Here is a 21454-nt window from a genome sequence, read left to right on the forward strand (position 1 = left end):
TGAGTTAGCGTGCCTTGGCCACCGCGTCGAGCCTCGCAGCAACGGATATCGCGCCGGCCTTGCCGACGACCGTGAGCTTCGCGGCCGTTGGGCCCGCGGCCGCCTTCGGCCGGTCGGCGACCGGGACGCGGGCAAGAGTGCGGCCGTCGTCCTGGCGCGTCAGCTCGGCCTTGTCGAAGTACCAGCCGCTCTCGCCCTCGACGAAGACGTCCTCCAGCCCGCCGCCCGCGATGCGGGCGACGACGGCGATGTCGTCCCCCTTGCGCTCGATGGCCGCAGTCTCGACCGCAAGGCCGGCGGCCTCCTCGCCCACTGCGACCTCCCGCGGGACGCGGGCGACGAACGGAGCAAGCGCCGCCGCGTCCTCAGCCGATTCGGTGAGTTCCCGCGCCACGTGGCCGCCCGTCGGGATGCAGAGTTTTTCGCACACCGCGTAATCGAGCTTGAGATCGAGCACGACGGGCGCGCCGGCATCCTGCGCCACGACGCGCAGCGGCAGCACGACATCGTCCTTGTAGCCGATCGACCAGCCGACGCCGTCGAAGAAGCGGCGGGGTGCCGGCCATTCCACCTCGACGCGGGCGACATTGCGCGAGCCCGACCAGTCGAAAACCGGCGGCACGCCGGAATCGCCTGGATCGCGCCAGTAGGTCTTGAAGCCCGGTTCGAGGGCGATGCTCAGGCCGGCCCGCCAGGCTCCGTCCGGCATGCGCCCGGCGGAGAGGAGCGCAATGGAGGAACGCTCGCCCTTCGCATTCGCCGAAGGCGCGGGTTCCGCGACGGCAGGGCCCGCCAGGCCTGCCGTGACGAACAACGCGGCGGACAGTGCCAGCGCGCCGCAGATGATCGCGGCCCGGCCGGCCGTCCCGTCCTTGAAGCATCCGATCGACATGGCGCCGGAATACCCTCCTGCCGCGCTCCTGGCGAGCCACGAAGCCGTGAAGCGCAACAAGGAGGCAGCAAAAAGCATTGAAAAGCTATGGGCTCGCCGTAGCATGTTGTTGAGAGAAGGAGAGCTGATGTCGCTCGAGCGAAAGTCGGCCGAGACCGGCAAGGATTATCTGGACGGCCAGTTGCTGCTCGCCATGCCGGGCATGCGGGACGAGCGGTTTGCGCGTTCGGTGATCTATGTGTGCGCCCATTCGGAAGAAGGCGCGATGGGCATCGTCGTCAACAAGCGCGCGACGGAGCTCAATTTTCCCGATCTCCTCGTCCAGCTCGACATCATCAATGCCGAGGAAGCGATCCGCCTGCCGCAGCGCGACCGGGTGCTCGTGCTGCGCGGCGGGCCGGTTGAGACGGGACGCGGCTTCGTGTTGCACTCGCCCGACTTCTTCATCGACAATTCGACCCTGCCCATCGACGACGAGATCTGCCTGACGGCGACGATCGACATCCTGCGTGCCATCGCCCGCGGCCAGGGCCCGCACAGCGCCCTTCTGGCGCTCGGCTATGCCGGCTGGGGCGCCGGGCAGCTCGAAAGCGAGATCCAGGCCAACGGCTGGCTGAACTGCCCGGCCGATCCGGAACTGATCTTCAACGTGCCGCTGGAAGCCAAATACGACCGCGCCCTACGCATGCTCGGCATCGATCCGGGGATGCTCTCCGGCGAGGCCGGGCACGCCTAGGGCGTCCTCCGGACCGGCTGGTCAGGCCGGCTTGCCTCGCTCCCGCTCAGACGCCGGAACGCGTGCTCCAATCGTCCTGGCCGGGCTTGGCCATCCACGCCTTTCACATTGCAATGCCGCAACGCGTGGATGCCCGCGACAAGCGCGGGCATGAAGGGGAGCGTTGCGCACCGGGCCTTGCGCTGCAAACCGCGCAGACCTTGGCGGTCGAGCCCTACCTCAAGCGGACGGGCGATCCCGAAGCGTCTTCGTCAGCCCTGAACGTTACGCCGCCTCGTGCGCCGCGCCGACAAGCTTGCGCGCCTCGAGCGCGCTCATCGGCTCGCCGAAGGCATAGCCCTGGGCGTATTCGCAGCCGAGCTGCAGCAGCGCCACGGCATCCGATTCGTCCTCCACCCCCTCGGCGACGACGTCCATGCCGAGGTCGTGCGCCAGGGTGACGATGGAGCGCAGGATGACCGGACGCCCGCCGTTCGCCATCTGCCGCACGAAGGACTGGTCGATCTTGATGGTGTCGAAGGGGAAGCGCTGCAGGTAGGACAGCGCGGAATAGCCGGTGCCGAAATCGTCGAGCGACAGGCCCGCCCCGAGGTCGCGGATGCGGGCCAGCATCTGCGCCGCATATTCCGGGTTCTCCATCACGAGGCTCTCCGTCAGCTCCAGCTTGAGCGAGCCCTGATGGACGGCGAAGCGGGCGAGGACGGTCTTGACGTCGTGCAGCAGGTCGTGCCGCAGGAGCTGGCGGCTCGAGACGTTGACGCTGGCGAAGATCGGCGGCTCGACATCGAGCGCCCGCTGCCATGCGGCGAGCTCACGCGCCGTGCGCTCCAGCGCGAAGAGACCGAGATCGACGATGAGCCCCGTCTCTTCGGCGATGGGAATGAAATCGTGTGGCCCGAGACGACCGTGGCGCGGATGGTCCCAGCGCAAGAGGGCCTCGAAGCCGGCCACCGTCCGATCGTCCAGCCGCACGATGGGCTGGAAGAAGACCTTCATCTCGCCGCGGTCGAGCGCCCGGCGCAGGTCGCTCTCGATGGTGAGCTTGTCGGAACGCTCGGCGCGCATCGTCGGTCGGAACACCTCGATGCGATCCCCGCCCTGCTTCTTGGCGTGGATCATGGCGATCTCGGCATTCTTCAGCATCTCCTCGCCGCGCGCCTCGGCCTGCGGATCGTGCAGGGCGATGCCGATGGAGGCGGTGAGGAAGATCTCGCGCTCGGCGAAGGTCACGGGCGTCGTGACCGCCCGGCGGATCATGCCGGCAAACGAGATGATGCGATCGGGCTCGCGCTCGGAGACGAGGATGATGGCGAGCTCGTCGCCGGAGATGCGGGCGAGCGTGTCCTGCGGGCGCAGGAGGCGCCCGAGCCGCCGCGAGATGGTGAGCAGGATGGAATCGCCGGCCGAGAGGCCGACCGATTCGTTGACCTGCTTGAAGCGGTCGAGATCGACCACGATCACCGTCGGGCGGATGCCGTCGTCGCCCTGGGCGTAGACGAGCGCCGCCTCGAGCCGGTCGTAGAACAATTCGCGGTTGGGCAGGCCGGTGAGGTTGTCGTGCACCGCATCGTGCAGCAGCCGCTCCTCGGCCGTGCGCGCGTCCGTCACGTCCGCCAGGGTGCCGACGACGCGGATGACCTCGCCGTCGGAGCCGACGACGGGACGCGCCTTGAGGTTGAACCAGTGGTACTGGCCGCTCGCCGAACGCAGGCGGAAGTCCTGCACCACCCGGCCGCGCCGCTGCTCCAGCACGGCATCGAGGGTGGCGCGATAGCGGTCGCGGTCGAAGGCGTGCATCACGTCGAGCCAGGCCGAGGCCGGCCCCTCGAGGGAGCCGCGCTTCAGCCCCAGCTGCAGCTCGACCTCGGGGCTGACGTAGATCTTGTCGCCCATCACGTCCCAGTCGAAGACGATGTCGCCGGCCCCGGCGAGCGCCAGCGCCTTGCGCTCGGTGTCGCTGACGAGGCCCTGCGCGATGGCGCCGCCCGAGAAGGCGTGCTGCATCACCGTGAAGCCGATGAGCATGACGATGAGCACCAGCCCGCCGATGAGCGCCGGCGGCACGAGGTCGCGCGAGATCTGGCCGAGCACGGTGAAGGCCGCCGCCGTCACCCAGACCAGCAGCAGGAGCCAGGTGGGGATGAGCATCACCGCCCGGTCGTAGCGGTGGCTGGCGAGATGGATGACGAGCGCGAAACCGATGGCCGCCACCGCCGCGATGGAAATGCGCGCAACGCCGGCCGCGACCGGCGCATCGAAGACGGCGAGCCCCACGAGCGCGGCGAGGAAGACGAGCCAGCCGGCCGTCACGTGGCTGTAGCGCACGTGCCATCGGTTGAGGTTCAGATAGGCGAAGAGGAAGACGAGCAGCGTCGCGGCGAGCACGGCCTCCGCCGCCGCGCGATAGATGCGGTCCGCCGAGGAGGTCGCCGGGAAGATCTGCTGCAGGAAGCCGAAATCGATGCACGCATAGGCGAGCACCGCCCAGGCGAGCGCCGCCGCCGCGGGAAAGATCACGGCCCCCTTCACCACGAAGACAATGGTGAGGAACAGGGCGAGTAGCCCCGCGATGCCGATGATGATGCCCTTGTAGAGCGTGAGGCCGTTGATCTTCTTCTTGTAGGCCTCCGGCTCCCACAGATAGAGCTGCGGCAGGTTCGGCGTGCGCAGTTCGGCGACGAAGGTCACCGTCGTGCCAGGGTCGAGCGTCAGCGTGAAGATGTCGGCGTCGGAGCTCTCCTCGCGCTCGGGACGGATGCCTTGGCTTGCCGTGATGGCGGTGATGCGGGAGGCGCCGAGATCGGGCCAGATGACACCGGAGCCGACGAGGCGGTAGTGAGGTGCGACGAGCAGCCGGTCGATCTGCTCGTCCGTGTCGTTGGTGAGCGCAAAGACCATCCAGTCCGGCCGCGTGCCGCCGTCGCGCGCCTTCACCGCGATGCGGCGGACGATGCCGTCCGGCCCCGGCGCGATGGGGATCTGGATAAGATCGCCTTCCGACTTGTAGAATTCGACCGCGGGCATCAGGTCGATGGCCTGGGCATCGAGCGTGACGCGCACCGACTCCACCGCCCCCGCCGGCACCGTCAGGGCGGCAAGGGCGACGAGGGCCGACAGGAGAAGCGTCAGTCTACGCAGGAAATGCAACGCAGGTATCTCGCGGATGAGCGCATCGGAAGGCCGCCCAGTCGTATCGGGCCGGCCGGACGAGGGCAAGAGGCGCGGCACGAGGCGAGACAGGCCTCGCGGGGCCGCCCTCTGCAAGGCGGCGCCCCGACGCCGCCCGCCCTCCGGCCGGCCTCTGTCGCACTCACGAGACGATATCATCACTCAACAGGGCATAGAGGAGATGGTCCTGCCACGTGCCCGCAATGCACAGGTAGCGGCGGGCGTAGCCTTCACGGCTGAATCCGACCTTTTCGAGGAGACGGATGGAGGCCGTGTTGGACGGCAGGCAGGCCGCCTCCACACGGCGCAGGGCGAGATTGCGGAAGGCGAAGCCGACGGCGGCCCGCACCGCTCGCGTCATGTGCCCCTGGCCGGCATGGCGCTCGCCGATCCAGTAGCCGAGCGTGCAGGTCTGGGCGACGCCGCGCCGCACGAAGCCGAGCGTCAGCCCCCCCAACAGAACGTCGTCGGCCTGTCGGAAGATGAGGAAGGGATAGGCCGTATCGCTGGCAATCTCCTGGGCGTAGCGACGCACCCGGCGGCGGAAGGCGCTGCGCGTCAGGTCGTCGGCCGGCCACAGCGGCTCCCATGGCTCGAGGAAGCGGCGGCTTTCCGCCCTCAGGGTGGCCCACTGGGAAAAATCGGCCATCTGCGGTGCCCTGAGGTACAGCCCGTCGCCACGTACGGCCGGCAGGGCCTCGTTGTGGGGCGTGAAGCGGAACAGCACCATAGCGTTCACTTTCCGGCGAGCATCGCCTGAACGGCGGCAGACGCCGGCAGATCCGCGACCGGCCCGAGCCCCACGACGACGGGATGGCATTCTAGCAGGCTGCGACCGGCGGCACGTATGTCATCAACCGTCAGGGCGTCGAGCCGGGCGACGACTTCCTCGCGCGGGACGATGCGCCTGAAGGCCAGCATCTGCCGTGCCAATTGATCCGCCCGGCCCATGGCCGATTCGCTCGTCGTGAGCAGCGCCACCTTCATCTGCGCCCGCGCGCGGGCAAGTTCCTCCGGCGTTGCGGCGAGCGCCGCATCGCGCAGGCAGGCGAGCGCCACCGGCACGAGCTCGGCGACATCCTCCGGCGCCGTGCCGGCCGCAAGGCCGAAGACACCCGTGTCCAGGAAGGGCCAGTGAAAGGCATCGACCGCATAGGCGAGGCCGCGCTCCTCGCGCACCTCCTGGAAGAGACGCGAGGACATGCCCCCGCCGAGCAGATTGGCGAAGACCTGCAGGGCATAATGTCCGTCGTCGCCAAGCGCCCTGCCCGGCCAGCCGAGCATGAGCTGCACCTGCTCAATGGCGCGCTCGACCCGCAAGTCGCCGGGCGTGAAGCGGGCCGGTTCCGTCACGGAGCCCAGGCCGCCGCTGATGCCGGCAAAATGCCGCTCGACACCCGCGACCAGGCGAGCATGGTCAACGCTCCCCGCCGCGGCGACGACCATGCGGGAGGCGCGATATTCCCGCGCAAGATAGCCGACGAGCCGTTCGCGGGTGAAGCCGCGCACGCTCTCGGCGGTGCCAAGGATGGGACGACCGAGCGGCTGGCCGGAGAACGCACAGCTCATGAACAGGTCGTTGACGAGATCCTCCGGCGTGTCCTCGACGGCGCTGATCTCCTGCAGGATCACCGACTTCTCGCGGGCGATCTCTTCGGGCGCAAAGCGAGAGCGGGTCAGGATGTCGGCGAGAATGTCGAGCGCAAGATCAAGGTCCTCCGGCAAGAGGCGGACAGTGTAAGAGGTGTGCTCGATGCCTGTCTCGGCATTGAAATCGCCGCCCGCCGCCTCGACAGCCTCGGCGATGGTGCGGGCCGAGCGGCTCTCGGTGCCCTTGAAGGCCATGTGCTCGATGAAATGCGAGAGGCCATGCTCCTGCGGCCGCTCGTTGCGCGCTCCCACGCCGACCCACACGCCGACCGCTACCGTGGCGACGTGCGGCATGCGCTCGCTCACCACTGTCAGGCCGCTGGCAAGCGTCGAAACCCCCAGTGTGTTCTCCCCGGCCGCTGCGGCGGCTGCCTTCATGCGGCGGCTCCCCGCGCGGCGCGGGCCCGCGCACGCACGAATGTCTCGACGGCGGCGATGTCGTTGGCGACCACGTCGAACCGCTCCGGCCGACTGTAGAGGTCGGCCAGATGGGGCGGCAGCGGCGGGCGCACGCCGCTCGCAGCCTCGACCGCATCCGGGAACTTGGCCGGGTGCGCCGTCGCCAGAACGACCATCGGCGTCCCGGCATCCTCCTTCAGCGCCCGCCGGGCCGCCACCATGCCGACGGCGGTATGCGGATCGAGGAGATAGCCGGCCTCGAGCCATGTCGTGCCGATCTCGGCCGCGACTTCGGCCTCGTCCGCCCGCCCGGCAAAGAAATCGCGGCGGATCGCGGCGAGCAGCGGCTCTTCGACGGTAAAGGCACCAGACTGGGCGAGCGCCGTCATCATGCGCCGGACAGCGGCAACATCGCGCCCCCCGGCCTCGAACAGCAGGCGCTCGAAATTCGATGACACCTGGATGTCCATCGACGGAGAGGTGGTGGCCGCCACCTCGGCGGTCTCGTAGCGGCCGGTGGCGAAGGTGCGCACGAGGATGTCGTTGACGTTGGTGGCGACACCGAGCCGACCCACCGGCAGGCCCATCCGCTTCGCCACATAGCCGGCGAGGATATCGCCGAAATTGCCCGTCGGCACGGTGAAGGAGACGGGCCGGTGCGGCGCGCCGAGCGAGACGGCGGCGGTGAAGTAATAGACCACCTGCGCCGCGATGCGGGCCCAGTTGATGGAATTGACGCCGGACAGCGCCAGTTCGTCGCGGAAACGGTGATTGTTGAACAGGCCCTTGAGGATGCCCTGACAGTCGTCGAACGTGCCCTCGAGCGCGATGGCGTGCACGTTGGGCGAGGCGACGGTGGTCATCTGGCGGCGCTGCACTTCCGACACCCGCCCGTGCGGATAGAGGATGAAGACGTCGACCTGGTCGAGCCCGGCGAAGGCCTCGATGGCCGCCGAGCCGGTGTCGCCGGAGGTCGCCCCGACGATGGTCGCCCGGGCGCCACGCTGCTTCAGCACGTGGTCCATGAGCCGCGCGAGCAGCTGCATGGCGACGTCCTTGAAGGCGAGCGTCGGCCCGTGGAACAGCTCGAGCACGAAGAGATTGTCGCCCACCTGGTTCAGCGGGCACACCGCCGGATGGCGGAAGGTGGCATAGGCCTCGGCGATCATCGCCGAAAGGGCATCGGCCGGTACGTCGCCGTCGACGAGGGCACCGACGATCTCGTTCGCCGCGGCGGCATAGGACTTGCCGGCCAGGGCGGCGATCGCCTCGCGCGTCAACTGCGGCCAGGTCTCGGGCACATAGAGCCCGCCATCCCGGGCAAGGCCCGCCAGAAGCGCTTCGTTGAAGGCAATCGCGGGCGCCTCCCCGCGGGTCGAGACGTGCAGCACCGAACCTATCTCCTCATGGGACGGCGGACAGTAAGCCCCGAAGGATGGCGAGACAAGGACGACGCTAGCGGGGCTGGAACCGGGCAGTCCTTCTCCCCTCCCCCTTGCGGGGAGGGGAATGCCGCGCACTCTCCGCACGTCCCGCCTTAGCTCTACGTCCCCTTCAGCCGCTTTGTGGCGAAAACGGCGAAGACGCCGAGAAGCCCGATGGCCAGACCGAGCCATGTCAGGGCATATTCGAGGTGGTTGTTGGGGAAGCTCACGCGCGTCAGCCCGCCGCGCGGCAGGCCGCCGGGATTGGATGCCCCGTCCGCCTCGACCATGAAGGGAGCGACGCGCGCGAGGCCGAAGGCGGCGGCGATCGCGGCCGGATCGCGCGTGAACCACTCGCCCTTGGCCGGGTCGTCGGCGGGCAGGAACCAGCCCCGCTCCTGCGGCGCGCGCATGACGCCGCTCACGACCACTTCGCCCTCGACCTGGCCGGGGGCGCGGGTCGCCGGATCGCGGTTCCCGAGGGGCACGAAGCCGCGGTTCACCACGACGATCGAGCCGTCCGGGCGGGCGAGCGGGGTGAGCACGTAGTAGCCGGCGAAAACGCGGCCGCGCTCGTCGCGCGGGGTGTTGCCGTGGACGAGCACCTCCCTGTCGTGCAGGAAGCGGCCCTCCACCGTGACGCGGCGGTATTCGTCCTCGTCCGCCCGCCAGGCCGGCCAGTCCGCCTCCGGCGGGACAGGGACCGGCGCCGCATCGATGCGGGCCTCGATGCGGGCGAGCAGCGCCTCCTTCCAGCCCATGCGCGAGAACTGCCACGCGCTCAGCGACAGGAGCACCGCGAGCACGAGGAGCGTCAGGACACCGGGAAGGATGAGGCCGCGCCAGCGTGCCGCCACGATCATTTCTCCAGCCGGCCCTCCTCGGCCTTGTGATGATACTGCAGGGCGATGAGCACGCCCTTGAGCGGGCGCAGCATGCCGAGGCAGACGACGAGCGCCAGTGGCAGCGACACGACGAGATGGATCCAGAACGGCGGCTCGTAGGCGAGTTCCAGCCACAGCGCGAAGCCGCAGACGATGAAGCCGCCGATGAGCATCACGAAGACGGCTGGCCCGTCCGCCGAATCGGCGAAGGAAAAGTCGAGCCCGCAGGCGTTGCACTTCGGCGCGACTGTGAGGAAGCCACTGAACATGCGCCCCTGCCTGCACCGGGGGCAACGACCGGCAAGGCCCGTCGGGACGGGCGACTGCGGCGCGTGGTCTTCGTGGGCCATGTCTCATCCTCCATGATCCGCGCCTTTCGGCGCGCAGACGCCCTTCTAACGTAAAAGGGGCGGCTGCGGCCGCCCCTTGGTGTCGCATCACCGGCTGCGTGCACCGCCGGCGGGTCAGTGGGCCGCAGGCGTACCCGCACCCCAGACGTAGATGGCGGCGAAGAGGAAAAGCCATACCACGTCGACGAAGTGCCAGTACCAGGCGGCGAATTCGAAGCCCAGATGCTGCTTCGGCGTGAAATGGCCGAGGTAGACGCGCAGCAGGCAGACACCAAGGAAGATGGTGCCGACGATGACGTGGAAGCCGTGGAAGCCGGTCGCCATGAAGAAGGTGGCGCCGTAGATGTTGCCCGAGAAGTCGAACGCGGCGTGCGAATACTCGTAGGCCTGCACGATCGAGAAGAGCACGCCGAGGGCCACCGTCAGCCACAGGGCCTGCTTCACGCCGGCGCGGTCGTTGTGCAGCAGTGCATGGTGCGCCCAGGTCACCGTCGTGCCCGAGGTGAGCAGGATCAGTGTATTGAGCAGCGGCAGGTGCCAGGGATCGAACGTCTCGATGCCCTGCGGCGGCCAGTGCCCGCCGGTGAACTCCGCACGCTGGAACTGGATGGCCTCGCCGGGAAACAGGCTGACGTCGAAATAGGCCCAGAACCAAGCGTAGAAGAACATCACCTCCGAGGCGATGAACAGCAGCATGCCGTAGCGGTGGTGCAGCTGCACGACGCGGGTGTGGTCGCCCCGCTCCGCCTCGCGCACCACGTCGGTCCACCAGCTGAGCATGGTGTAGAGCACGCCGATGAGGCCGGCGCCGAAGACGTAGGGCCCCGCCTTGAGGCCTGCCATCGACAGGTCCTTCATCAGCATGATGGCGCCGCAGGCCATAACGAAGGCGCTGACCGAACCGAGGAGCGGCCAGGGACTCGGATCGACGAGATGGTAGTCGTGATTCTTGGCGTGAGCTTCGGCCATTTGTGTTGTCTCCGGGTCCCTCGGTCCTTGCTCGCGTGGGCAGGTTAAGCGTTCAGAGGCTTGGCTTGTCCACCGCCTGGCTGGCCGCCGTCACCGGCGCGCCACCCTTGGCGGGAAAGACGGTGTAGGAGAGCGTGAGCGTGCGGATGTCCGCGATGTCACGCTCGTTGACGATATCGGGATCGACATAGAAGACGACGGGCGCTTCCACGGTCTCACCCGGCTGAAGCGTCTGCTCGGTGAAGCAGAAGCACTGGATCTTGTTGAAATAGGCCCCGGCCAGTTCCGGCTGGACGTTGAAGGTGGCGATGCCGGTGGTCGGACGGTCGCTCGTGTTGGTGAACTTGTACATCACCGTCTTCGTCTCGCCGAGCTTGACGGTGACCTCGCGCGCCTCGGGCGTGAAGCGCCAGGAGATGCCCGGCGCGACATTCGAATCGAAGCGCACCGTGACCTCCCGCTCGGAGCGGCGCGCCGACGGCCCGTCACTGATCTGGGGCGTGCCGCCATAGCCGGTGACGCGGCAGAAGAGATCGTAGAGCGGCACGGACGCATAGGCGAGGCCGACCATGCCGACGACGACGCCGGCGCAGATGACGGCCGTGCGGCGCACGGCCGCCTTCACCTTCGGGTCCTGTCCGTTGCTGCTCATGCCCCAGCCCTCACATCGGCCTGTTCATGACGTTCTCGCCGAGTCGCGCGATCGTCATCGCGTAGAACAGGATGACGAGCAGCCCGAGAACGACGGCGATCGCGATGTTGCGTCCGCGGCGGCGCCTCGCCTCGTCGGGCGACATCCTCGGCGGGCCCCCTTCCACGGCGCGCTCCTTGTCGTCGGTGCGGTCCTTGTCCCTCATCAGCGCCCCCACCCGGCGAAAAGGCTGCCGAAACCGAGCGCCTGCTCGGCGAGCAGCGTCGCGAACAGAAGGAAGAGGTAGAGGATGGAAAAGGCGAAGAGCTGCTGCGCCGCCTTGACGGCCGCCTCGCCCTCGCGCCGGCGCAGCACGCGCCAGGCGAGCGCCACCATGCCGAGCCCGGTGACGCCGGCGACCGTCGCATAGATCGCGCCGCCGAAGCCGAGCGCCACCGGCGCAAGGCCCGCCGGGGCGAGCAGCAGCGTGTAGAGCATGATCTGCCGGCGCGTCGCGTCGGGACCGGCGACGTTCGGCATCATGGGCACGCCGGCGCGGGCATAGTCGCCTGCCTTGACGAGGGCGAGCGCCCAGAAGTGCGGCGGCGTCCACAGGAAGATGATGGCGAACAGCACGAGCCCGTCGAGGCTGACGTGGCCGGTCACCGCCGCCTCGCCGATCATGGGCGGGAAGGCCCCGGCCGCACCGCCGATAACGATGTTCTGCGGCGTCGCCCGCTTCAGCCACATCGTGTAGACGACGGCGTAGAAGAAGATGGTGAAGGCGAGGAAGGCCGCCGCGAACCAGTTCGAGGCGAGACCGAGCACCAGCACCGAGCCGACCGACAGCGTGATGCCGAAGGCGAGCGCCTCGCCCGGCGCGATGCGGCCCGCCGGGATGGGGCGCCTGGCGGTGCGCGTCATCACCGCATCGATGTCGGCGTCCCACCACATGTTGAGGCAGCCGGAGGCGCCGGCGCCGATGGCGATGGCGAGCAGCGAGGCGAAGCCGAGCACCGGGTTGACGTGACCGGGCGCGATCACCATGCCGACGAGGGCAGTGAAGACGACGAGCGACATAACCCGCGGCTTGAGGAGCGCGATGTAGTCGCCGACGCTGCCTCCGGAGACCGACACCTGCGCCGCACCGGCCGCCTCGCGGCGGCCCGTCTCGGCCAGTCGGTCGCTGATCATCGCCATAACGCCCTACCCGTTCGGTTCGTCACTCAATGGCACTGTCGGTGCCTTCGCTTCTCGGCGAGGGGCCGCCTTTTACGGCCTCCGGCGGAGAAGCGGCGGCCGGGACCTGCCCGGCCGCACGCCTGTTTCATTGCCGGACGATCAGTGGCCGGAGCTCGTGATCTTCGGCAGCGTCTCGTACTGGTGGAACGGAGGCGGCGAGGACAGCGTCCATTCCAGCGTCGTCGCGCCCGCGCCCCACGGGTTGTCGCCGGCCTGCTGCTTACGGACGAAGGCGAGCGCCACGCCGTAGAAGAAGATCAGGAGGCCGACGGCGAAGATGTAGGAGCCGATCGAGGAGATCAGGTTCCAGTGGGCATAGGCGTCGGGATAGTCCGCATAGCGGCGCGGCATGCCCGCGAGGCCCGAGAAGTGCATCGGGAAGAACAGGAGGTTCGCGCCGATGAACGAGATCCAGAAATGCAGCTTGCCGATCCAGTCCGGGATCACGTAGCCCGACATCTTCGGGAACCAGTAGTACCAGCCCGCGAAGAGGGCGAAGACCGCGCCGAGCGACAGCACATAGTGGAAATGCGCCACCACATAGTAGGTGTCATGCAGCGCGCGGTCGACGCCGGCGTTGGCAAGAACGACACCCGTCACGCCGCCGACCGTGAACAGGAAGATGAAGCCGATCGCCCAGATCATCGGCGAGGTGAAGCGAATGGAGCCCCCCCACATCGTCGCGATCCAGGAGAAGATCTTCACGCCCGTCGGCACCGCGATGACCATCGTCGCGAAGACGAAGTAGCGCTGCGTGTCGAGCGACAGGCCAGCCGTGTACATGTGGTGCGCCCACACGATGAAGCCGACGACGCCGATCGCCACCATCGCATAGGCCATGCCGAGATATCCGAAGATCGGCTTCTTGGCGAAGGTCGACACGATATGGCTGATGATGCCGAAGGCCGGCAGGATCATGATGTACACTTCGGGGTGGCCGAAGAACCAGAACAGATGCTGGTACAGAATCGGGTCACCGCCGCCGGCCGGATCGAAGAAGGTCGTGCCGAAGTTGCGGTCCGTCAGCAGCATGGTGATGGCGCCCGCCAGCACCGGCAGGGCCAGCAGCAGCAGGAAGGCTGTCACCAGCACGCCCCAGGCGAAGAGCGGCATCTTGTGCAGCGTCATGCCCGGCGCGCGCATGTTGAGGATCGTGGTGATGAAGTTGATGGCGCCGAGAATCGAGGCAGCGCCGGCGAGGTGCAGCGACAGGATGCCGAAATCGAGCGCCGGGCCCGGATGACCCTGCACTGCGAGCGGCGGATAGACCGTCCAGCCGCCGCCGAAGCCCGTCGAGCCGGGCGCCCCCTCCATGAACAGCGATACGATCAGCAGGCAGAAGGCCGCGACCGTGAGCCAGAAGGAGATGTTGTTCATGCGCGGGAAGGCCATGTCCGGCGCGCCGATCATCAGCGGGACGAACCAGTTGCCGAACCCGCCGATGAGCGCCGGCATCACCATGAAGAACACCATGATGAGGCCGTGGCCGGTGACGAAGACGTTGAACGTCTGCGGGTTGGAGAAGAACTGCATGCCCGGCTCTTGGAGCTCGAGCCGCATACCGATGGACAGGGCTCCGCCGACCAGACCCGCAAAGAGCGAGAAGATCAGATAGAGCGTGCCGATGTCCTTGTGGTTTGTTGAATTCATCCAGCGCTGCCAGCCCCGCGGCAGGTCATGGGCATGATCGTGGGCGTGGTCGTGCGCTTGATGGGATGTTGCCGGCGAAGCCATTTGCTCAGCTCCTCGTCAGGCCATTGCTTCTTGTTGTCGGCCGGAATGGGCCGGGACGGTTCGACGGATCACTCGGCCGCGAGAGCGCGGCTCGCCACCGTCACAGGGCGGGCATCGGTTGCGGCGAACCTCTGCCGGGCCTCCACGAGCCAGGCGGCATACTGCTCATCGCTCACCACGCGGATGGCGATGGGCATGAAGGCGTGGTTCTGCCCGCACAGCTCGGAGCACTGGCCGTAGTACATGCCCTCCTGCTCGGCGCGGAACCAGGTCTCGTTGAGGCGGCCCGGCACGGCGTCGACCTTGATGCCGAAGGACGGCATGGCAAAGGCATGGATGACGTCTGCCGAAGTGACCTGCACCAGCACGTTCTTGTTCACCGGCACGACCACCTCGTTATCGGTGGCGAGCAGCCGCGGCTGGCCCGGCTTCAACTGGTCTTCCGGCACCATGTTGGCGTCGAAGGTGAAGCTCTCGCCCTCGTTGCCGGGATATTCATAGGACCAGTACCAGGCGTGGCCCGTCGCCTTGATGACGACATCGGCCTGCGGCGGCACGAGCTGAAGCTTGAGCAGCCGGAAGGACGGCACGGCGATGACGATGAGGATGAGGACCGGCACCACGGTCCAGACCACCTCGATCAGCGTGTTGTGCGTCGTCTTGGAGGGGGTCGGGTTCGCCTTCTCGTTGAAGCGCACCATCACGTAGATGAGCAGCGCCAGGACGAAGAGCACGACCGCGCCGATGAGCCACAGGAGACCGTTGTGGAACCAGTCGATGTAGCGGGCGACCTCGGTCACCGGCGTCTGGAAGGTCATCTGCCAGGGCGAGGGCTGGCCCGTGCCCGCAAGCGCCGGCTGCGCCAGCGCGGCGGAGGCGAGCGTCAGCGCAAACATGGGCCGAAAACGAAGAAAATCGATCCGCATCGGTCGTCCGGAGCTCCCGTGATCGGCGGGGCGCGGTTCCCGGTCTCTCGCCTCGACGAACCGTCCGCCATCGTTCCGTAGGTACGCAAAACGACAGGCGGCGCTTGGCGCACCCCCTGTCTTTGATCCAGAGCAAAGACCACAACCCGGCGTGCGGCGCAACGGTGTCGTTAAAATCATTCCATGCGGCATAAACGCGCGAGCCACGTTCTCCCCGCATTTTCGCGCCGCTTTCGCCAAAGTGCCCCCGCGCGCCGTCTGTGCAGGTCAGCCGTTCTTGACAGCTGCGGGCAAGGCGTGTTCGGAACATCCTCCAGCGATTATCGCAGGCGCGGCCGCTGGCTGCGCGAATCGTTCGCATGCGGCCGCAATATCCGGCCCGAACCGTTTCGAGAGAAAGCCACGCGAATGTTGCGCCGTTCACCCGCCCCGCGTTTCCTGCCCCGCGCCGCAGCCATGGCCGTCGTGCTCGCGGGCACCCTTCTGGGCGGGCTGGCAGCCCTTGCCCAGGGCGCCGTCAAGGATACGACCGGCCACTGGCAGACGCGCTGCGAGACGCCGCCCGGCGCGCAAAAGGAACAATGTGCCATCGTGCAGAGCGTCGCGGCCGAGGATCGGCCCAACGTGACGCTGGTGGTCATCGTCCTCAAGACAGCCGATGGCCAGAGCCGGCTGCTGCGGGTGGTGGCGCCGCTGGGCGTGCTGCTGCCGGCAGGCCTCGGCCTCAAGATCGACGAGACAGATATCGGCCGGGCCGGGTTCGTGCGCTGCCTCAACACGGGCTGTATCGCCGAGGTGGTGATGGACGACAACCTGCTCGGCCAGTTGCGCGGCGGCAAGACGGCGACCTTCGTCGTCTTCCAGACGCCGGAGGAGGGCATCGGCATCCCGGTGTCGCTCGAAGGCTTCGGCGCCGGCTTCGACAAGCTGCCCTGAACGGGAGCAGCAGCACGGACACATGAATCAAAGACGGGTGGAAGCGATGCGCTCTTCGGTTTTGCTGGTCTCCCTCGCGGGTCTGCTTGCGGCATGCAGTTCAACCTCCGGAGACGGCGGCGCGGCCCAGGGCGGCGGCTCCTCGCTCGGCAATCTCCTGCGCTATGGCAGCACCACCTTGCCAGAGCGGCGCGAAGCCCCGCCGGACGAGGTGATCTGCCCCTATGTCTTCGTGTCGGACGGCGGCGCGGCCGTGCGCGCGGGCGGTGAGAGCAATGCAGGCTTGCGCTACCAGCTCACCATTTCCGAGACCGCGCGCGAGTGCACGGCCTTGCCGGGCGGCGGCATGACCATCAAGGTCGGCGTGCAGGGCCTTGCCCTCCTCGGCCCGGCCGGCGCGCCGGGCACCTTCTCATCCCCCTTCCATGTGACGATTCGCGAAGGCAACCGCGTCTATGCCTCGCGCACGCGCACTGTGTCCGCCACCGTGACGCGCGGCGAGACGCAGGGCGAGTTCCTGTTCGTGGAGGAAGGCTTCACCCTGCCACCCGACGCCACGGGCGACAATGTCATCATCGAGGTCGGCTTCGGCCGCGGCCCGGCCCAGGCGGCCCCGACGCGCGGCGCGCGCCGGCGCTGATCGCCGGAGGCGGAGCACGCCCTGTCGCGGGGCCGCACGGCGCCCGTTGACAGGACGGGCGTCCCGCTTCATGACTGGCAGGTCAACGTCGATGATCCCCGCGGGAGAGTTCGCCGCGTGCTTGGCACGTGCGCGACGCCGAAGGCGCAACCGCCCCGGACACGCTCAGGCCCAAGGACCGCGCGGGAGCTGACACTCTGGAGAGCGGGCCTGCCCAGCGGCAGGCCCCACCGAAGGGGGTAACCCGGCCTTGCCGGGGAAATCTCTCAGGTTCCCGGACAGAGGGGGCGCGAGCGGGCATTTGCCCGATCGCGAACCCTGTCGCGCGAGGAACCGTCGATGGCGTCTTCATCCCCGGGCTCAGGCCCGCTCCGGCATACGCCGCTGCACAGCCGGCACGTGGAACTCGGCGCCCGCATGGTGCCCTTCGCCGGCTATGACATGCCGGTGCAATATGCCAAGGGCATCATCGCCGAGCATCAGCACACGCGCAAAGCTGCCGGGCTGTTCGACGTGTCGCACATGGGCCAGATCGCCCTCGCGGGGCCTGACCATGAAAGCGTCGCGCGCGCCCTCGAGGCCCTCGTGCCGGCCGACATCCTCGGCCTGGCGCCCGGCCAGCAGCGCTACACCCAGCTTCTCAACGACCAGGGCGGCATCATCGACGATCTGATGGTGACGCGGCCGGCCGACGGCGATGGCCGCCTGCTCCTCGTCGTTAACGCCGCCTGCAAGGATGCCGACATCCGCCACATCCGGCACCACCTGCCCGATGGGATACGGCTCGAGGTCTTCGATGACCGTGCCCTGCTCGCCCTGCAGGGCCCGGAGGCCGAGGCCGTGCTTGCCCGCCATGCGCCGGAGGCAGAGAGCCTCGCCTTCATGAGCGCCGCCGCGATGAAGGTGGCGGGCATCGCCTGCCATGTGTCGCGCTCCGGCTATACGGGCGAGGACGGCTACGAGATCTCGGTGCCGGCCGACCGAGCCGGCGCGCTGTGGGACCTGCTCGTCGCCGAGCCCGAGGTCGCGCCCGTCGGGCTCGGCGCGCGCGATTCGCTGCGCCTCGAGGCAGGGCTGTGCCTCTATGGCCATGACATCAACGAGGAGACGTCGCCGGTCGAAGCGGCGCTCGCCTGGTCGATCCAGCGGCGCCGGCGGCAGGAGGGTGGCTTCCCCGGTTCGCACCGCATCATGGAGGAATTGGCGCACGGGCCGCTGCGCAAGCGCGTCGGCCTCCTGCCCGAGGGCCGCATGCCGGCCCGCGAGGGCACCGAGATCAAGGACGCGGCGGGTGAACTCGTCGGCGAGGTGACGTCCGGTGGCTTCGGGCCCACACTCGGCGCCCCCGTCGCCATGGGCTATGTGGCGAGCGACTTCGCGCGCGACGGCACGGCGCTCACCCTCCTCGTCCGCGGCAAGGAGATTCCGGCACGGGTCGTGCCGATGCCCTTCGTGGCGCACCGCTACAAGCGCTGACTTGAGACGTGGCTCGCAGGGGCCGCACCGGCTTTCAGGGAAACGAGACATGACCACCTACTACACCAAGGACCACGAATATATCCGCGTCGAGGGCGACACCGGCACGGTGGGCATTTCCGACTATGCCCAGAGCCAGCTGGGCGATGTGGTCTTCGTCGAGCTGCCCAGTGTCGGCAAGGCGCTGACGAAGGGGGCCGAGGCAGCCGTCGTCGAGAGCGTCAAGGCGGCGAGCGAGGTCTATGCGCCGGTCTCCGGCGAGGTCGTTGCCGTCAACGGCGCCATCGAGGAAACGCCCGCCACCGTCAATGAGGACCCGCTCGGCAACGGCTGGTTCGTCAAGATCAAGCTGAGCGATGCCGGCGAGCTCGACGGGCTGATGACCGAACAGCAGTACGACGACTATCTGAAGTCGATTTCCTGACCCGAAACGGGCGATTGGGACGAAGCCGCATGCGCTATCTACCGCTAACCGACGCCGACCGCCGCGAAATGCTCGCGCGCATCGGCGTCGCCACCGTCGATGAGCTCTTCACCGACATTCCCGAGCGCATGCGCATGGCGGCCCCGGCCGACCTGCCGCGCGCCAAGGGCGAGATGGAGGTGGAGCGCCACCTCGGCGCCATGGCGGCACGCAACGTGTCGGCCTCGTCCGTGCCCTTCTTCATCGGGGCCGGCGCCTACAAGCACCATGTGCCGGCAACGGTGGACCATCTCATCCAGCGCTCGGAATTCCTGACGAGCTACACGCCCTACCAACCGGAGATCGCGCAGGGCACGCTGCAGTATCTCTTCGAGTTCCAGACGCAGGTCGCCATGCTGACCGGCATGGAGGTGGCCAATGCCTCCATGTACGACGGCTCGACCGCCGCGGCAGAAGCCGTGCTGATGGCCCACCGCGTGACGCGGCGGCGCAAGGCCGTGCTCTCCGGCGGCATTCACCCGCATTATGCCGAGGTGATGACGACGCTGTCCGACCTCGCCGGTGACGAGGTGGTGCGCCTCCCGCCGGACGTCACCGCCACCGAGGACCTTCTCGCCGCCATCGACGACAGCGTCTCCTGCGTCGTCGTGCAGACGCCGGACGTCTTCGGCAACCTGCGCGACCTCAGGGCCGTCGCCGACAAGGCGCATGCCCACGGCGCGCTCCTCGTCGCCGTCTTCACCGAGGCCGTGTCGCTCGGGCTCGTCGAGGCGCCCGGCGCCATGGGCGCCGACATCGTCGCCGGCGAGGGCCAGTCGATCGGCAACGCCCTGTCCTTCGGCGGGCCCTACGTCGGCCTCTTCGCCACGCGGCAGAAGTTCGTGCGCCAGATGCCGGGCCGCCTCGCCGGCGAGACGGTGGACGCGGACGGGCGGCGCGGCTTCGTGCTGACGCTCTCGACGCGCGAGCAGCACATCCGCCGCGACAAGGCGACGTCGAACATCTGCACCAACTCGGGTCTGTGCTGCCTCGCCTTCACCATCCACATGTCGCTGCTCGGCGAATCCGGGCTGACGCGCCTGGCCCGCGTCAACCACGCCAATGCGGTGAAGCTCGCCGAGGCGCTCGCCGCCGTGCCGGGCGTGAAGGTGCTCAACGAGACCTTCTTCAACGAGTTCACGCTGCGGCTGCCCAAGCCAGCCGCCGCCGTGGTCGAGGCGATGGCCGACCACCACGTGCTCGCCGGCGTGCCGGTGCCGCGCCTCCTGCCAGGTGCCGGCCTCGACGACCTCCTCCTCGTCGCCTCCACCGAAGTGAACACCGACGCCGACCGGGCCGCCTTCGTCGCCGCCCTTACGGAGGTGCTGTGATGCTGAATCGCCAGGGACGTCCCACCACGCCGGGCGCGGCTGTTGAGAGTGCCCACCCGACCTTCACCGGCAACCGCGCCCTCCAGCAGGAGGAGCCGCTGATCTTCGAGTTCGGCCGCACGGATGTGATCGGGGTCGATCTCGACGAGCCGGCGCCCGTGGCTGACCGCCTCGGCGGCCTCAAGCGCAAGGACACCATCGGCCTGCCCGGCCTCTCGGAGCCGGAGGCGATGCGCCATTACGTGCGCCTGTCGCAGAAGAACTACGGTATCGACACCGGTCTCTTCCCGCTCGGCTCGTGCACCATGAAGCACAATCCGCGCCTCAACGAGCGGATGGCGCGGCTGCCGGGCTTTGCCGACATCCACCCGCTGCAGCCAGCCTCCACCGTGCAGGGGGCGCTGGCGCTCATGGATGAACTCGCCCACTGGCTGAAGGAACTGACCGGCATGCCGGCCGTGACGCTGTCGCCCAAGGCCGGCGCGCATGGCGAACTCGCCGGCATGGCGGCGATCAAGGCGGCCATCGCGGCTCGGGGCGAGACGGCCACGCGCAACGTCGTGCTGGTGCCCGATTCGGCCCACGGCACCAATCCCGCCACCGCCGCGCTCATCGGCTTCACGGTGAAGGCGGTGCCGGCGCGAGAGGATGGCACGGTCGATCCGGCCGAGGTGGCGAAGCTCGCGGGGCCCGACACCGCCGCCATCATGCTGACGAACCCGAACACCTGCGGGCTCTTCGAGCGCGATGTCGTCGAGATCGCTCGCGTCATCCACGAGGCGGGCGGCTATTTCTACTGCGACGGGGCGAACTTCAACGCCATCGTCGGCAAGGCGCGGCCCGGCGACCTCGGCGTCGATGCCATGCACATCAACCTGCACAAGACCTTCTCGACGCCGCACGGCGGCGGCGGGCCGGGCGCGGGGCCGGTGGTGCTGTCGGACCGGCTCGCTGCCTTCGCCCCCCTGCCCTATGTGAGGCTCGATGACGGGCGCTTCTCGCTCGTCGAGCACGCGGCGGTATCGGACCAGTCCCCGCTCGGGCGGCTCACGGCCTTCCACGGCCAGATGGGCATGTTCGTGCGCGCGCTCGCCTTCATGCTCTCGCACGGGGCGGACGGGCTGAAGCAGGCCTCGGAAGATGCGGTGCTCAACGCCAACTATGTGCGCGCATGCCTCGCGGACCTGATGTCGCTGCCCTTCGGCAACCGCGCCTGCATGCACGAGGTGCTGTTCGACGATGCCTGGCTCAAGGGCACGGGGGTGACGACGCTCGACTTCGCCAAGGCGATGATCGACGAGGGCTACCACCCGATGACGGTCTATTTCCCGCTCGTCGTGCACGGGGCCATGCTGATCGAGCCGACGGAGAGCGAATCGAAGGCCTCCCTCGACCTCTTCATCGCCACGCTGCGCGACCTCGCCTTCGCCGTGCGCGACGGGGACACGGCACGTTTCACCGGGGCCCCCTATCACGCCCCGCGCCGGCGCCTCGACGAGACCCGTGCGGCGCGCCAGCCGGTGCTGCGCTGGACGGCGCCCGCGCCGGTCGCGGAAGCGGCGGAGTAGGCCGTCGGCGGCCTGTCACCTCGCCCCTGAGCCGG

Annotated in this window: 20 protein-coding genes and 1 riboswitch; of the genes, 7 read left to right on the forward strand and 13 right to left on the reverse strand. The window is 68.4% G+C overall.

Translation table 11 applies throughout. The features are described from left to right. Nucleotides 1-4: 4 nt before the first annotated feature. On the reverse strand, nucleotides 5-892 hold the full coding sequence (locus tag ASC46_RS10410) for a protein-disulfide reductase DsbD domain-containing protein (RefSeq protein ID WP_055459235.1): 888 nt from the start codon (nucleotides 890-892) through the stop codon (nucleotides 5-7). 127 nt (nucleotides 893-1019) lie between these two features. On the opposite strand from ASC46_RS10410, the gene ASC46_RS10415 reads away from it, so the two are divergent. After that, nucleotides 1020-1628: a YqgE/AlgH family protein gene (locus ASC46_RS10415; protein ID WP_055459236.1), complete on the forward strand. Its 609-nt coding sequence runs from the start codon at nucleotides 1020-1022 to the stop codon at nucleotides 1626-1628. Nucleotides 1629-1892: 264 nt separating this feature from the next. Here ASC46_RS10415 and ASC46_RS10420 read toward each other — a convergent pair whose 3' ends face one another. The 12 genes from ASC46_RS10420 to coxB all read right to left on the reverse strand — a co-directional run bounded on the left by ASC46_RS10420 (nucleotide 1893) and on the right by coxB (nucleotide 14975). Further along, nucleotides 1893-4766 (reverse strand): EAL domain-containing protein, encoded by a 2874-nt coding sequence (locus ASC46_RS10420; RefSeq protein ID WP_055459382.1) that lies wholly within the window; start codon nucleotides 4764-4766, stop codon nucleotides 1893-1895. Nucleotides 4767-4938: 172 nt separating this feature from the next. Next, nucleotides 4939-5526, reverse strand: a complete 588-nt coding sequence (locus ASC46_RS10425; RefSeq protein ID WP_055459237.1) for a GNAT family N-acetyltransferase — start codon at nucleotides 5524-5526, stop codon at nucleotides 4939-4941. A 5-nt stretch (nucleotides 5527-5531) separates the two neighbouring features. Next, entirely contained in the window at nucleotides 5532-6824 is a 1293-nt protein-coding gene (locus ASC46_RS10430; RefSeq protein WP_055459238.1) for a M16 family metallopeptidase, read from the reverse strand. Beyond that, nucleotides 6821-8236 (reverse strand): threonine synthase, encoded by a 1416-nt coding sequence (gene thrC / locus ASC46_RS10435; RefSeq protein ID WP_055459239.1) that lies wholly within the window; start codon nucleotides 8234-8236, stop codon nucleotides 6821-6823. Before thrC ends, ASC46_RS10430 begins: the two co-directional genes overlap by 4 nt. A gap of 152 nt (nucleotides 8237-8388) precedes the next feature. Beyond that, complete coding sequence (locus ASC46_RS10440) at nucleotides 8389-9132, reverse strand: SURF1 family protein (RefSeq protein WP_055459240.1); 744 nt, start codon at nucleotides 9130-9132, stop codon at nucleotides 8389-8391. Beyond that, nucleotides 9129-9503 carry a DUF983 domain-containing protein gene (locus ASC46_RS10445; protein ID WP_055459241.1) on the reverse strand — a complete coding sequence of 125 codons (375 nt, stop codon included), beginning with the start codon at nucleotides 9501-9503 and terminating at the stop codon, nucleotides 9129-9131. The genes ASC46_RS10440 and ASC46_RS10445 overlap by 4 nt, the downstream gene beginning before the upstream one ends. Nucleotides 9504-9617: 114 nt before the next feature. After that, the gene (locus tag ASC46_RS10450; RefSeq protein ID WP_055459242.1) at nucleotides 9618-10472 is read right to left on the reverse strand and encodes a cytochrome c oxidase subunit 3; all 855 of its coding nucleotides are present in this window, start codon (nucleotides 10470-10472) and stop codon (nucleotides 9618-9620) included. A gap of 52 nt (nucleotides 10473-10524) precedes the next feature. Next, nucleotides 10525-11124 (reverse strand): cytochrome c oxidase assembly protein, encoded by a 600-nt coding sequence (locus ASC46_RS10455; RefSeq protein WP_055459243.1) that lies wholly within the window; start codon nucleotides 11122-11124, stop codon nucleotides 10525-10527. Nucleotides 11125-11134: 10 nt separating this feature from the next. After that, nucleotides 11135-11329, reverse strand: a complete 195-nt coding sequence (locus ASC46_RS10460; protein WP_055459383.1) for a hypothetical protein — start codon at nucleotides 11327-11329, stop codon at nucleotides 11135-11137. Next, nucleotides 11329-12303 carry a heme o synthase gene (locus tag ASC46_RS10465; RefSeq protein WP_055459244.1) on the reverse strand — a complete coding sequence of 325 codons (975 nt, stop codon included), beginning with the start codon at nucleotides 12301-12303 and terminating at the stop codon, nucleotides 11329-11331. The genes ASC46_RS10460 and ASC46_RS10465 overlap by 1 nt, the downstream gene beginning before the upstream one ends. A gap of 141 nt (nucleotides 12304-12444) precedes the next feature. After that, a complete protein-coding gene (gene ctaD, locus ASC46_RS10470; protein WP_055459245.1) occupies nucleotides 12445-14079 on the reverse strand; it encodes a cytochrome c oxidase subunit I in 1635 nt (544 codons plus the stop codon). Between the two features lie 68 nt (nucleotides 14080-14147). Then, complete coding sequence (coxB, locus tag ASC46_RS10475; RefSeq protein ID WP_055459384.1) at nucleotides 14148-14975, reverse strand: cytochrome c oxidase subunit II; 828 nt, start codon at nucleotides 14973-14975, stop codon at nucleotides 14148-14150. A 438-nt stretch (nucleotides 14976-15413) separates the two neighbouring features. Between coxB and ASC46_RS10480 the strand changes: the two genes are divergently transcribed. The 6 genes from ASC46_RS10480 (at nucleotide 15414) to gcvPB (ending at nucleotide 21419) form a co-directional block, all read left to right on the forward strand. Next, the gene (locus ASC46_RS10480; protein ID WP_055459246.1) at nucleotides 15414-15941 is read left to right on the forward strand and encodes an invasion associated locus B family protein; all 528 of its coding nucleotides are present in this window, start codon (nucleotides 15414-15416) and stop codon (nucleotides 15939-15941) included. Nucleotides 15942-15987: 46 nt separating this feature from the next. Continuing rightward, nucleotides 15988-16581 (forward strand): hypothetical protein, encoded by a 594-nt coding sequence (locus ASC46_RS10485; RefSeq protein WP_055459247.1) that lies wholly within the window; start codon nucleotides 15988-15990, stop codon nucleotides 16579-16581. Between the two features lie 91 nt (nucleotides 16582-16672). Continuing rightward, a riboswitch (glycine riboswitch) is annotated at nucleotides 16673-16772 on the forward strand. A gap of 148 nt (nucleotides 16773-16920) precedes the next feature. Further along, nucleotides 16921-18057, forward strand: coding sequence for a glycine cleavage system aminomethyltransferase GcvT (gene gcvT / locus ASC46_RS10490; protein WP_055459248.1), 1137 nt, complete (start codon nucleotides 16921-16923; stop codon nucleotides 18055-18057). Nucleotides 18058-18106: 49 nt separating this feature from the next. After that, entirely contained in the window at nucleotides 18107-18481 is a 375-nt protein-coding gene (gene gcvH / locus ASC46_RS10495) for a glycine cleavage system protein GcvH (RefSeq protein ID WP_055459249.1), read from the forward strand. Between the two features lie 29 nt (nucleotides 18482-18510). Then, nucleotides 18511-19851, forward strand: a complete 1341-nt coding sequence (gcvPA, locus tag ASC46_RS10500) for an aminomethyl-transferring glycine dehydrogenase subunit GcvPA (RefSeq protein ID WP_055459250.1) — start codon at nucleotides 18511-18513, stop codon at nucleotides 19849-19851. Continuing rightward, nucleotides 19851-21419: an aminomethyl-transferring glycine dehydrogenase subunit GcvPB gene (gene gcvPB, locus ASC46_RS10505; protein ID WP_055459251.1), complete on the forward strand. Its 1569-nt coding sequence runs from the start codon at nucleotides 19851-19853 to the stop codon at nucleotides 21417-21419. Before gcvPA ends, gcvPB begins: the two co-directional genes overlap by 1 nt. Nucleotides 21420-21454: the final 35 nt, after the last annotated feature.

Source organism: Chelatococcus sambhunathii, from assembly GCF_001418005.1.
In the GTDB taxonomy this organism is placed as follows: Bacteria; Pseudomonadota; Alphaproteobacteria; order Rhizobiales; family Beijerinckiaceae; genus Chelatococcus_A; species Chelatococcus_A sambhunathii.